9 protein-coding genes are annotated in these 12,946 nt (G+C 68.0%); all 9 read right to left on the bottom strand.

Annotated features, from left to right (window positions below):
* Positions 1-9 precede the first annotated feature (9 nt).
* Positions 10-1,170, bottom strand: a complete 1,161-nt coding sequence (wecB, locus tag D7252_RS04635) for a non-hydrolyzing UDP-N-acetylglucosamine 2-epimerase (protein ID WP_120774321.1) — start codon at positions 1,168-1,170, stop codon at positions 10-12.
* 100 nt (positions 1,171-1,270) lie between these two features.
* Positions 1,271-1,822, bottom strand: a complete 552-nt coding sequence (locus D7252_RS04640; protein WP_183055174.1) for an exosortase/archaeosortase family protein — start codon at positions 1,820-1,822, stop codon at positions 1,271-1,273.
* Positions 1,819-2,007: a hypothetical protein gene (locus tag D7252_RS19920; protein ID WP_183055175.1), complete on the bottom strand. Its 189-nt coding sequence runs from the start codon at positions 2,005-2,007 to the stop codon at positions 1,819-1,821. Before D7252_RS19920 ends, D7252_RS04640 begins: the two co-directional genes overlap by 4 nt.
* A 206-nt stretch (positions 2,008-2,213) precedes the next feature.
* Positions 2,214-4,685, bottom strand: a complete 2,472-nt coding sequence (locus tag D7252_RS04645; protein ID WP_120774323.1) for a LuxR family transcriptional regulator — start codon at positions 4,683-4,685, stop codon at positions 2,214-2,216.
* A 458-nt stretch (positions 4,686-5,143) separates the two neighbouring features.
* Positions 5,144-7,663, bottom strand: coding sequence for a LuxR C-terminal-related transcriptional regulator (locus tag D7252_RS20200; RefSeq protein ID WP_215110892.1), 2,520 nt, complete (start codon positions 7,661-7,663; stop codon positions 5,144-5,146).
* Between the two features lie 112 nt (positions 7,664-7,775).
* On the bottom strand, positions 7,776-9,485 hold the full coding sequence (locus D7252_RS04655; protein WP_120774324.1) for an alpha-amylase family glycosyl hydrolase: 1,710 nt from the start codon (positions 9,483-9,485) through the stop codon (positions 7,776-7,778).
* Positions 9,482-10,783: a glycoside hydrolase family 36 protein gene (locus D7252_RS04660; protein ID WP_120774325.1), complete on the bottom strand. Its 1,302-nt coding sequence runs from the start codon at positions 10,781-10,783 to the stop codon at positions 9,482-9,484. The genes D7252_RS04655 and D7252_RS04660 overlap by 4 nt, the downstream gene beginning before the upstream one ends.
* A complete protein-coding gene (locus D7252_RS04665; RefSeq protein ID WP_120774326.1) occupies positions 10,780-11,889 on the bottom strand; it encodes a Gfo/Idh/MocA family protein in 1,110 nt (369 codons plus the stop codon). Before D7252_RS04665 ends, D7252_RS04660 begins: the two co-directional genes overlap by 4 nt.
* Positions 11,886-12,944 (bottom strand): zinc-binding alcohol dehydrogenase, encoded by a 1,059-nt coding sequence (locus D7252_RS04670; RefSeq protein WP_120774327.1) that lies wholly within the window; start codon positions 12,942-12,944, stop codon positions 11,886-11,888. The genes D7252_RS04665 and D7252_RS04670 overlap by 4 nt, the downstream gene beginning before the upstream one ends.
* Positions 12,945-12,946 lie beyond the last annotated feature (2 nt).

Below are 12,946 nucleotides of genomic sequence, written 5' to 3' on the forward strand. Positions count from 1 at the left end.
GTCCGTCCCTCAGGCTGCGCGACGAGCGACGCGGGCATCTGCCGCACTGCGGACAGCAGCGGAGGGAGACGCGCCGTCGGCGAGTGCGAAGGCGACCTGAGCGATGCGGCTGCTGGCGTGGCCGTCTCCGAACGGGCTCGGCGCATGGTGCACCGTCTCGCGAAGACGTTCGTCGGCGAGCATCGCGTTCGCCTCGTGTGCGAGGTCGAGGTGCGGCGGCACCAGACGAGCGAATCCGGCCTCGACGGCTTCAGGGCGCTCGGTGCTGCGGCGGACGACGGCCAACGGCACGCGGATGATCGTGCATTCCTCCTGGACGCCTCCGGAATCGGAGATCAGCAGCGAGGCGTTCCTGGCGAGCGCGAGGAACTCAGCCGAAGCAGGGGCGCCGCGAACGATCAGCCCCCAGAGCAGGTCGGTCAACCCGAACCGCTCGATCGCATTGCGGGTGCGAGGGTGCGCCAGGAAGAGCACCGGAGCGTCGACGTGCCGGAGCCCTTCGAGGATGCGTCGGAGGGCCGGCTCGGTGTCGGTGTTCTCGGGACGGTGGATCGTCGCCAGGACGTAACGGTCGGGGAGGATTCCGTCGGGGAACCAACTTGCGATGTCTTCCGAGCCGCGTTCGACAGCGGCAAGTGTCGCCTCGACGACGGTGTTCCCGGTGTGGAACACCGCCTCGGGCGTCACCCCTTGATCGAGAAGGGCGTCGGCGTTGAGTTCGGTGGGAGCACAATGCACGTCGGCGAGTGCGCTCGTCACGAGACGGTTGATCTCTTCCGGCATCCCCCGGTCGTTCGACCGGAGCCCGGCTTCCACATGGATGACGGGGATGTCGAGGTAGTTCGCCGCCTGGGCGCCCGCCGAGACAGTATTGGTGTCTCCCTGGACGATGACCGCTGCGGGTCGGCGTTCTACGAAGATCTCGGTCAGCGCCGACAGCATTCGCGCGATCTGCTTGCCGCGACCGCTACCGCCGACGCCGGTGAGCCGGACGTCGGGTTCGTCGAGGCCGAGCTCAGCGAAATGCTGCCCGGCGAGTTCCCCGTCATAGTGCTGGCCGGTGTGGATGACCCACGCCCTGTCGCCGAGCTCTTTGATGACGGGAGCGAGTTTGATGATTTCAGGTCTTGTACCGAGCACCACCGCGATGTCTTGCCCACGATCGTTCATTGCGTTGCCCTTCGGAATTGGTTCGGGTAGAGAGTGTGATTCGGGTTCGGAACGTGATTCGGGTGAGGAGATGGCCCGTCCCGTGGCCGGTCGTGATGAGTCAGCGCCGCTTTCGGCGGACGCCCATGATGAGCAGCGCCGCCAACAGAGCACCGACGAAACCGAGGATGCCGATGAGGGAGCCCACGAGGACGTGGCTCAGTTCGTAGCCGGGATCCATGCCCCAGACGTTGGTGGCCACCGCGATCACGCCGAGGCGGATCTGGTTGACCAGGAAGAGCCCTGCGATCGTGACGAGCGCGGCGAGGATGACCCGGGGCAACGGCGTGCGGCCGTGCAGCGCGAAGAAGCTGAGGATCACGAGGATCGGGATGATGAGCAGGAGCACAGAGCACTCGGGACTCACTCGCAACAGCACCGCGCCGGTGTCGCCGATCGGGACCAGATAGTGGGGACCGGACGAGGTCACCGGGCCCAAGAAGAGGTTGAGCCACGACGCGGCCGCAGCGGCTTCGAGCGTGCGGAACGCGGCCTCTGTCCAGAGCATCCCTGCGCTGACAAGCAGCAGCAGCGCGAAGACACCGATGCGGACTGGTGTCTTCCGGACCCCGCCCTCCCGCCTGCCTCGGCGGGTCGCCGTGATAGCGGTCACAGCGAGCTGCCCGCTTCGGCCTCGCGTCGCGCGAGCATCCGAGTCCGATAGAGCATGAGCGTGCCCAGACCGACGGCGATCGTTGCGACGATCAGCGCGAGGCTCGAGTTGACGCCCGAAGCGACGAGCGCGCCGCCGGTCGATACCAGGGCGCCGGGTGTTGAACCACCACCAGGTGCGTACATAGTTCCCCTCCAGTCGGCGCGGCATCGTTCGGATTTCACGGTGCTCCGCGCCTTAAATGAATTGACGTGTTTGTGCTGTCCATCCTTTTTGAGAGCCGTAGCCCCGCTCGGCCGAACGGCAGTATTTGAGTGGCCAGAATCTGCGGTGCAGTAGTTTCGCCGGGCGCCTTGAGTAGTGGACGAGACGTAGGATGCGGCGAACGCCATCAGCGCACTCCGTCGTCCTGAACCACGACCATCAGGTCGGCGCGGCGGGTTCCGCCTGTCTTGCGCAACGCGCGGTGCACGTGGTTCTCCACGGTCCGCGGGCTGAGCGTCAGGCGTTGCGCGATCTGCTGATTCGAGAGCCCCTGGGCGATGAGACGTGCAACCTCCACCTCGCGATCGCTCAGCCGAGGGCGCACCTGGCGGAACTCGAATAGGTCGTGAGCGTCGGCGCCCGCGGGTTCGTCGCCGATCAGGTGCAGGCGAGGCACGGCGATATCGCGCACGTCGGCATCCTGCTCCCGGAGCATCTCCACGGAGTCCGCCTGCGCCTGCAGGAGCGGAGAATCGATGAGATCCACGCGCGAGCGAAGAGCGTCCAGCCAGTCGCGCCGGGGGTTCAGGCCGACGGCTGCGATCTGACTCAGCAGGGCGGACAGGCGCCCACCGCGGGACCAGAGGTCGGCGGCATCGTCCCAGAGCAGGGCGGCCGCCGCCGCCGAGTCATCGTCGGCGAGCACCAACTCTTGAACCTCCGGCCACCGGGTGAACGGCAGCAGAGTGTCTCGCGTGGGCAGCTTCTTCATCGCGCCGACGAACGTCGTTGCCGTCTCCGTCTTGCCTCTCCGCATGGCGACCACGGCTCCGATGGCGAGCATGCCCGAGTGCACGCGTTGCGGGAAGTGCGGCGGCTCACCGAGGGCGAGCACCATGTCGACGAGCGGCTCGACCTCGCGGTAGCGCCCCGAGAGGAAGAGGCTCAAGGCAGTGAGATACGAGTGTGCACGCAGGGCGCGAACATCGAGTTCATCGCGCGCCTCAGCGAACGAGATGTCCGCGAGCTGAAGCGCGCCGTCGAGATCGCCTTCGAAGACGAGGAGAAGACCTTCGATCAGGTGTCGCGGATGCGTAGCCTCTCCGGCTAGGTCGCTCGACCGTCGTTCCAGGACGCGTCGTGCTTCTTCGACGCGACCGAGCGTCAGAAGTTGAATGGCACGACACTCAGCGACGGCGAGGAACACGACGGGCGGCATGTCGGCGCGGAGTTCGAGGAGCTCCTCGAAATCCTCGGGCACCTGGCGCAGATGAGCCAACAGGTCGACCCGTGCGACATCGAGCAGGCCGCTGTACGGACCATACGACTCCGGATCCTCGGCCAAGAGCTCCAGCGCTCCGTCGAGATCGTGGCCGTGGTACGCACGCCACCAGGCTTCGAAGACCTTGAACCGCGCGCGACTCGCTCGATCGCCGCTGTCCGCATCGGTCCGCGCGAGAACGTCTCGAATCTCGTCCGGATGGGCGTGCTGTTCGTTCAGCAGTCGCAGGTACTTCGCGCCGGTCTTGCAATCGAGCCCCCGTTCCCATTGCGCGCGCGCGATCTTCAGATCCGACCGCGATTTCTCAGACAGCATCCGCACGAAGAAGGCATCGGGCTCACGCAGATTCGGGACCTTCTCGTCGACGTCAGGCTGAAGGTGCCCGAGGAGATTCTCGAGCTTGCCCAGCTGGTCGGTCATGCGAGAGCGACGGGATGCGCTGCGCTCGTGCCCGAGGTACTCCGCCACCAGCGGCGGGATGATGTTGAGGAATGTGCGCGATCCCGACCGGTGGAACCGCACGAGCGCGCGGTCCTCCAGGCTTTCCACGGCGGCCCAGTCCAGCGCTTCCCGCGCGGTGTCGACATCCAGAGCTCCGACAAGCGCGAGAGCCTCGAGGGTGTCGAGCTCCGCCAACGACACGTCGCTCAGGTACGACTCGACGATGCGCGCCAGTTCCGGAACCCACAGTCCTTCGACCACGGTCCACACCTCGTCGACGAATCTGAGCGCGCCCTGCGATCGGGCCGCGACGACGATGCTCACCGCGAGGCCCACGATGCCCGCGGACTTCCCGAAGACCCGTGACACCAGAGATGCCTCGACAGGGCCTCCGAGCACCTCGACCAAGACCTCCTCCAGCTCGTCGATACGCAGGGGCACGAGGTCGATCGCGAACATTCGCGGCGATGTGGTCGCCTCCCGTCCGGTCGGGGTGAGGCGTCGGTCACGGCGGCGGAGCGAGGTGCGGGCGATCGGGATGCGGGCGATCTCCTGCGCGGCGGTGATGACGCCCCACGTCGTCTCGTCGAGGGCGTTCCAGTCATCGACGAGCACGACCGTGCGTCGGGTCTTCGCGAGCTCCACCAGCGCCATCACTGCAGCCCGTACGCCCGACCCGGCTCTCGGGTTCGACACGAGTCCGGCGATGTCGAGCGCCGCAAGAGGCGTACCCTGCAGCGACGACACGCCCGCGACGGTGACCACCGCCCAGCCGTCGTCCTCGAGCTCCTCGCGAAGCTTGGCGAGGAAGTGGCTGCGGCCGGAGAAACGCCGTCCGTAGATGTCGACGCTTTCGCCGCTCTTCACGAGCCCGAGAGCTCGCTGCAGCGTCTGTGCGCGGCTGGAATCAATTCTGTCTCGGCCGTTGAAGACCATGTCTCGCTCCTCCGATGATGAGGCATGCTCGGGCGATGCCTCGTGAACGTGAAAGTGGCCTGCGGTGCGCGGTCGTCACTGGGGAAGGACGGGTGGGAGCGCGCCGCAGGCCGACGCCGGTTGGGGTGACTGACGTGGTGCTTCGGGCAAAAAGCCGGAAGCGTCTGGGTGCGACTATCTTCTAGAGCGCGCTATCCGTCCGACATACGTAGGTATACGTACGTCGTGGACGGGTATCAGCGGGTGCCGCGGGTGCCGCGCTGCCGATATGCGGTCGCAGACCGCTGGACTCGAACGAACGGTGAAAATCCATGGTTCCCCCAAGATTTCGGTATTCCGGTTCTCGAGGTACTAATGTCCCATCGGCAGCGTCGGCGCGCGCTACGTAGGTCTACGTACAATCCGTCTTTCGTCTACGTACACGTCGACGAAAGTTCAGTGCCGGATCAACGGCACATTCAGGCGCCGATAGCGCCGTGCCTATCCGCCAGATCGGCCGTGAGCGCGTGCCGATTCGGAAGCCCGAGCTTTCGCAGGATGCGACTGACGTGCACGCCGACCGTTCGCGGCGAGCATTTCAACGCCTGGCCGATCTCCCGGTCGGTACGCCCTGCGGCCACCAAGGCTGCCACTTCGCGCTCCCGTTTCGTGAGAGCGGTCGATCCTTGCTCGCTGCGTCGGAAATCGAACCGTGCCAGGCGGGCGACGGCTCGGCGCGTGGTCTCCGGGAGCTCCGCAGCAGCATCCCGGATCAAGCGCATCGCGAGCACCTTGCTGTCCTGGATCAGACCGGCCCCCTGAAGCCGCTGGAAGACGGTGATGAGGCGACGGAGGTCGCGCTTCTCCATCGCCGAAGCCATCTCGGCGAACAAACCGGGCACACCGTCCGTCGGCTCATCCGCAACGTTGAGCTCAGCGAGTCCGCGCAGCAACGCTGATCGCCGGCCTTCGCCCAGCTCGTGCGCGAGTCGGTAGGTCGCCAGCATCCCGAGCAGCGGGAACCGCAGACGGCGAGCCGCGTCAGCGGCAGCGCGGTAGGCGATCACGCCGTCGTCGTGGCGGGACGGATTCAGCTGAGTGGCCGCGATACCACGGATGTGGAGTGCGGCTGCCGCGGTGATCGATGAGTTCGTCGTCCGCCCGAGCGCGCGCTCGTACTCCGCGTGCGCACGGGAGGTTTCGCCGAGCATGGAGCTCGCGATCGAAGCGATCGCCCAGGCGAGCGAGTCCAGACCGGCGCCACGATCTCCCTCCTCCTCGATCAACCGGGAGATGTCCAGCCAGGCATCGGCGATGTTGCCGGCGTAGACGTCGTGCCCCGCCGCGAGCAGGGTCGTCAGCCCATCGGTCGCACCCGCCTCCCGCGTCGCCATCAGAGCGTCCATCGCCCCCGGGAGATCGGGCGCCAGCAGCCGTGTCGTGAAACGCAGGAACCGGTCGACGTCGCGGTCGACAGCGAATTCGAAGCTCGAAGGCGGGGAGATCAACATCGATCCTGCCGCCACCGGGCGTCCTCTCAGCAAGGCCCGAGCAGCGGCGGCCGCATTCACCCGGCGCGAGTTCTCCCCCGAGCCGAGCGGTATCGCGCCCTCGCCGCTCCCGCGATCTCCTGGAACGAGCAGGTCGTACCACGCGCTGACCGCGCCTCTCGTGGTGGTCGCGAGATCGTCACGGGAGAGGAAATCGCCGACGGCGGCTGCGCAGCTCCCGTCCACCCCTTCGCGCAGGGTTCCCAGGACGACGGCCAACCAGGCCGCGCCCGTCGCTGCGCGTTCGTCGGCGGCGATCGCCTTCGCCACTGCGACGGCTTCGTCAAAGCGGCCCGTGGCGACGTAGGCCAGAGCCAGGTCCGCCAGCGCGCGCGGGTCGTCGATCTCTGTTCCGGCGTGCAGCTCTGTGGCTTCCTCGTGCCTGCCGAGATAGACGAACCATCGGATCGCCGGAGCCCGGTAGCTGAGCGGTAGCGGAACACCCGTGGTGCGACACCAGTCCGCGAGCGCTCCTGCCGTGAGCGGCGCTATCTCGCCGGCCTCCAGAGCCTCGACGATCGCTGAGAGCGTTGCGTGGCGGGCGACACCGCCGAGCCGGGACGCGACGTCTTTCACGATCGCCGGGGAGGGAAGCCGGACGAGACCGTCGATCACGGCAGTCAGACCGGCCGCTTCCAGATCGGCACACGCCTCCACGAGATCCAGCCGTGTGAGCTGCGCGACGGTGAGTCCTCCGGCGAGCGCGAGCGCCGTCGCGGCGGGATTTCCATGCAGGCTGGGTTCGATCGACCAATCCGGGACCGCCTCCACCTGATCTGGCCGGGGAACGAGGACTCGGACGGCTCCATGCTCGCGTCGGATGCCGTCGTGAAGCTTCGACAGCTCGATGAGCCACAGCACCGAGCGGAAGTTGCCGCGCGAGCGGATCTCCATCGTCGCCACCGCGGTCGCCGTAGGGCGCGCACCACAGGCTCGCTCCATGACGTCCGCGATGGCGGCTTTGTCGAGCGGCTCGAGCACGATCCGCGGTATACGAGCCGTGAGATCGGTGGACTGCAGCGCCGCGATCGATCGATCCATCTCGGCGATCAGCCGTACGTCGTCGCGGATCCGCACGAGCGCCATCAATGCCCGGAGGCTCAGCGCGTCGACGTACTCCGCGTTCTCCAGCACGAGGGTGAGCGGGGGTACTGTGCCGGCGATCGTTCGCGCGAGCCCCTCGGGTGCGACCGCCGGGTCCGCCGAATCGACGAGCCCCAGAGCGAGCAGAACCGTGTAGGGGTCTCGCTCGTCAGCGAAGGACCGTGAGCGCCGCACCTCCGCCGTCCTGCCCCGGCGACGGACGATCTCATCGACCACGTCGCTGCGTCCCGAGCCGTGGTCGCCCACGACGATGAGAGAGCGCTGGTGCGCCCAATCGCGCGCTACCCTCGTCAGCTCGACGCCCGTCAGCGGCGTGAGCGGTGCCGTGGATTCCGGAATCCCCATGGGTCCTCCCCCGCACTGGGTCGCGGTTCGCAACATCCTACGTGGGCACCCGAACGGCCGCCCACGTTCGCCGCACGCGGCGAGTGATCACCGGGTCGGCTCTCCGACCTCGTCAGAACGATCCCTGCGCGAGCCAGACATAGCCGAAGGGCTCGAGTTCGACGCCCGCGTGAGCCAGGCCGGTGAGCAGGTCCGTCCCGCGGAGCGACTCCAAGCGCACCGTCTGATCGCTGACATTCACGGCCGCGACCACCTCATCCGCCGTGGCGGCGGATCGGCGGATGACGATGACGCGAGGATCGAGCTGCTCTATCCGCTGCGACGCGAACGGCGAGAATCCGGGCGTAGTCCGCCGTACGGCGAGCATCGCCCGTATTCCTTCGAGCATCCCGCGCCGACGACGCGACACGTGGAGTTCTTCGCGCAGGCGGTCGGCGTCGAGGACCTCGCGGTTGATCCGCCGGGGGATATCGCTCTCCTCCAGCCCCTGTCGGTCTTGCTCGGATCCCAGGAGCGAATGGTGGTAGATCGCCGGAACGCCGACGAGTGAGAGCAGGATCGCATGCGCCGCGAGGCCGCGGCGCACCGCCGAGACGTCGGAATCGGAATCAGCGGGATCGACGAGCGCGTCGAGGAAGTTGGTGTTGAGCTCGTAGACGCCTTCGCTGCCGTCGGGGCGTCGGGCCATCGACACCCTGCCGCCGCGCGCAAGCGTTCTCTCGACGAGGAGGTCTCGGTCGGCATCCGTCAGCAGCCCTTCGGTGGGGCGCAGGCCGATGCCGTCGTGGCTGGCCAGGAAGTTGAACCAGGTGGCTGTGTCGCTGACCGGCCCCACACCGCTCGCCCATTCCGACAATGCGGTCGCTCTGCCCGTGACGAAGGCGTGCAGCACCAGGGGCGGCAGGGCGAACTGGTAGACCATGTGTGCTTCGTCGCTGCCGTCGCCGAAGTACGTGATGTTGTCAGCGTGCGGGACGTTCGTCTCGGTGAGCAGCAGCGTCCCCGGGGACAGCTCGTCGACGAGGATCCGCCAGATCCGGATGATCGCGTGCGTCTGCGGCAGGTGGATGCAGGTGGTTCCGGACTCTTTCCACAGGTACCCGATCGCGTCCAGACGCACCGTCGTCGCGCCGTGCCCGAGATACCCGAGCAGGATGTCGGTCAGGTCGAGAAGCACCGCAGGAGTGCTGGGGTCGACGTCGACCTGGTCGGGCCCGAAGGTCGTCCAGGCCCTGGCGGTCGTGCCGTCGGGGCGACCGTACTCGTGCACCAGGGGGCTGACCCGGGGGCGCACGACCCGGGAGACGTCGAAGTCGGGGCCCGGATCGAGGAAGTATCCGTCGTAGCGCCCATCGCGGGCGAGCCAGGCGCGGAACCACGGCGATGAACTCGAGATGTGGTTCGCGACGAAGTCCAACGCCAGCGCGTACTCGCCGCGGAGGTCCGAGATGTCGTCCCAGGTGCCCAACGAGGGGTTCACCTGACGATGGTCGACCACTCCGAACCCGTCGTCGGACGTCCACGGATAGATGGGCAGCAGATGCACGTCGCTGATGACATCGCCGATGTGCTCGCGCAGCACCCCGGCCAGCGTGTGCAACGGCGTCTCGCCCTGCCTGCGGAACGAGTCTCCGTAGGTGATGAGGTAGGCAGTGCTCTCATCCGGGCCGACATGGCCGGCGTTCCCGCGGGCCGGAGACAGGCGTGCCCGCCACCTCTCGGCGAGATCGACGAGGTCGGTGAGCACCTCGTCCACGGCATCCGGGTAGAGCTGCTGCACCAGCGGCGCGAGGCGATCCCTCATGGTGTTCTGCTCGTTCATACCGGTGTCTCCTTCAGAAGTTCGCGAACGAGATGAATCCCTCGCGCGTCCAATCCGCCGATGCGGTCCGAGAAACCGCGGATGCCGGGGGCGGCCTGCACGACCTCCGCCCATTCCTCACGAAGCGCGAACTGGGGGCGGGCGACGAGGCAGTCGGGGTCGTTCGTCCAGAACCGGTCGTGCTGCCACGACCTCGCCTCGAGCGACATCCGTCCTCGCAGGCCCTGCGAGCCGTCTTCGCCGCCCTCGTGAAACGTGTCGCCGGACACGCGCATCGCATCGACCAGCCCGACACTGGGGAGGATCGGCGCACCGCAGCCGAGGAGGAACGCCTCGTCGCCGAGCACGTCGCGGATGAGGGCCAGGCCCGAGCGGTAGGCGGAGATCGGTGTGGCGTCGGCGTCCCAGCGCGTGCCCGGCAGCGCTCCCGAGTACAGGAAGTCGAGTTTGACGTAGTCGATGCCGAGCTCGCGGATGTCGGTGAAGACGCGAGCGAGATAGTCGCGGACGCCAGGGTGGGTGAGATCGAGGCCGCGCAGATCGTCGCCCCAGTTACGGCCGGCGTCACCGAGGACCCACTCCGGATGCTCCGTGGCGACGGTCGAGGTCGCGGCCACCGAGAAGGGGGCCGCCCAGATGCCTGCCCGGCGGCCCGTCGCTCTGATCGCCTCGACGGCGTCGGGAAGCGACCCGAATCGCGGGTTCGGCGCGGTCCACTCGCCGGTGCCGAGGCTCCAACCGTCATCGATCTGCACCACATCGACATCCAGGCCGGTCTCGTCGATCGCCGTCAGGTTCTCGATGACATCCGAGGCACCAACCTCTTCGAAGTACTGGTACCAGGTGCACCACACCCGCGGCGAGCGCGGCTGGAGCCGTGCGCCGGATGCTGCGCCGAAGCGGTCTCCGAAGGAGGCGAGAGCCGTGGCGCGCGCATCCGCCCCGTCCGCTTCCTGCGTCCACGACGCGAGACCGTCACCGGTCCCCTCAGTCTCGACGACGATCCTGTCGCCCTGCCAGGAGGCGCGAAGAGTGGGCACCTCGCGGCTCGCATCGAGAGTGCCGAAGACTCGAGCCGCGCTGCCCTCTCCGGGGTCGACGACCAGCAGACCCTCGCCCTGCACCGCACCCTCTGCGACATCGGTGCCAGGACGGAACCTCATCGCGTGTTGCCAGGGTTCCTCCGGACGGTGCACCGCGTCGCCCCGGGCATACCAGGTCGTCGGGCTCCAGCTCTGCCATCCCTCCGCATACACCCGAGCGTCGGGGCCGACGGGGATCTCATCCAGGACGGTCACGCTTCTCCACTCCGCACGGGGGCAGTGGGTTCCCCGGCTGTCGTCAGTTCGAGGTCGATCGGGTGCACGGGGGTTCCTCCCTGCTCGGCGGATTCCACGGCCGCGAGAGTCATGCGCACCGTCGCCACAACATGGGCGGCCGAGTTCTCCGGCTCTCGCTGTCCATCGATCGCGGTCTGCAGTTCCCCCATCGCGCCCGCGAACCCGTCGGTGAACCACTCGCCGGTGAGGGGAAAGCCGACGCTGTCACCGTCGCGCTCGAGCGTCAGATGATCGGAGCCGACGAGGAGACTTCCGCGCAGTGTTCCCTCGGTCCCGTGGATCCAGAACGGACAGCCCATGCTCCGCGCACGGGCATCGCCGACGATGCGGATCGCCGCACTCGCCCCCGTCGACGTATCGATGCGGAGGTCCGCGCCCCACGGGTTGCGGGCCCCGTCCGGCTGACCGGGGACACGATGATCGGATGCCGTGACGGCCATGACTCTCCCGCCCTCGAGCCAGCAGCGGGTGATGTCGATCCAGTGCACCAGGTAGTCGCTGAGCAGCATGTGCGGCACATCGTCGAACGGCGTCCCCACCAGCGGCGGCAGGGGCTTGTCGTGCAGGTGGGTCACGCCGACGACTTCGCCGATGCGCCCTTCGCGGATCAGCAGCGTGGCGAGGCGCCAGGCCGGTGCCCACCGCGCGTTCTGGTTCACGGCGACCCGCACACCTCTCGCCCGCGCCTCATCCAGCACTGCAGCGAGCCGCGGCAACTCGGACGGGTCGTTCACCAGCGGCTTCTGTGCGAGAACGTGTTTGCCGGCAGCGACCGCGGCGGCGATGAGTTCGATACGGCCCGCGGGCCCCGTCGCAAGGTCGACGATCTCGACACGGGGGTCGGCGAGCATCGCATCGAGCGACTCGTGCACCGTCTCGATCCCGAAATCGGCGGCGAGCGCCTTCGCGTCCTCCACAGTGCGAGAGGTCACCGCGACGACGGGTACATCCCAGCCCCGGTATGCGGGCAGGTGGGCTGTTCGTGCGATCGCACCGGCGCCGACGATTCCCACACCGCGACGCCGTTCGGGAAAGTTCGGGCGGGAGGAGAGAACCGCTGTCACGGCATCCGCTCCGGAGCCGCCTCGAACCGCAGCACAGCCTGCAGGATCTCGGGGTCACCGGCATCCAGCCGCTCGAAGACCCCGGCGACATCGGCGACGGGGACGACGTCCGAGATGAGCGCCGCCGCATCCACGTCGCCCGCGAAGATCAGCCGCATGACGGTGCGCACGAGCCGCGCCTGGTCCCAGCGCCCCCCGAGTGAGACCGGAACGCCGGAGATCTGGCTGGCCACGATGCGCACCCGGTTGTGGTGGAACTCCTCGCCGAGACGGAGGTTCGTCGCACCCCCCTGATAGAAGCCGGATGCCGCCACGAGCCCCTCGGGCACGACGGCGCGGATCGCCTCATGCAGGGCACGATCGGTGCCCGACAGTTCGATCGCACTGTCGGCTCCTCCGCCGGTGAGCTCTCGGATCATCTCGCCCGCGCCGCCCTGCCGGAGCGCATCGACCGCGTGCGCCGCCCCGAATGTCGTCGCCATCGCCAGGCGGGTCGCCAGTGTGTCGACGGCGATGACGCTGCCGCCGGAGAGGGTGGCGAGGCGAGTCGCGAGGAGCCCGATGACACCCTGACCGAAGACGGCGACCTGCTCGCCGAGTCGCACGTCGGCCGCGAGGACGGCGTTGAGCCCGATGGCTCCGACGCGCGCGAACGTCCCGAGGACGGGATCGACGCCGTCCGGGACGCGACGTCCGGCGACCTGTACCGCCGCCACGACCGCATCGCTGCGATGCCCCCAGATGCCGTGCACGACGTCGCCGACGTGCACGCTCGTGACGTCGTCCGCGACCTCGACGACCTGCCCGACCTCCGAGTACCCCCACCCGCTCACCGGATATCCGAAGCTCGGCTCCCCGGGAACGAACATCCGTCGCTCCGTGTCCCAGGTCGACGTCAGGTACGGGTTGGTGCCGCGATAGGCGGTGAGTTCGGTGCCGGCGGAGATCCCCGAGTACCAGGTCGCGATGCGGACGCTTCCCGGAGTCAGCGGCTGCGCTTCGATCTCGACCAGCTCGACCTCTCGGACGGCGGAGAACTGCACGACTTGGGGCACGG

Origin of the sequence: Microbacterium sp. CGR2, assembly GCF_003626735.1 — a bacterium.
Classification (GTDB): Bacteria; Actinomycetota; Actinomycetes; order Actinomycetales; family Microbacteriaceae; genus Microbacterium.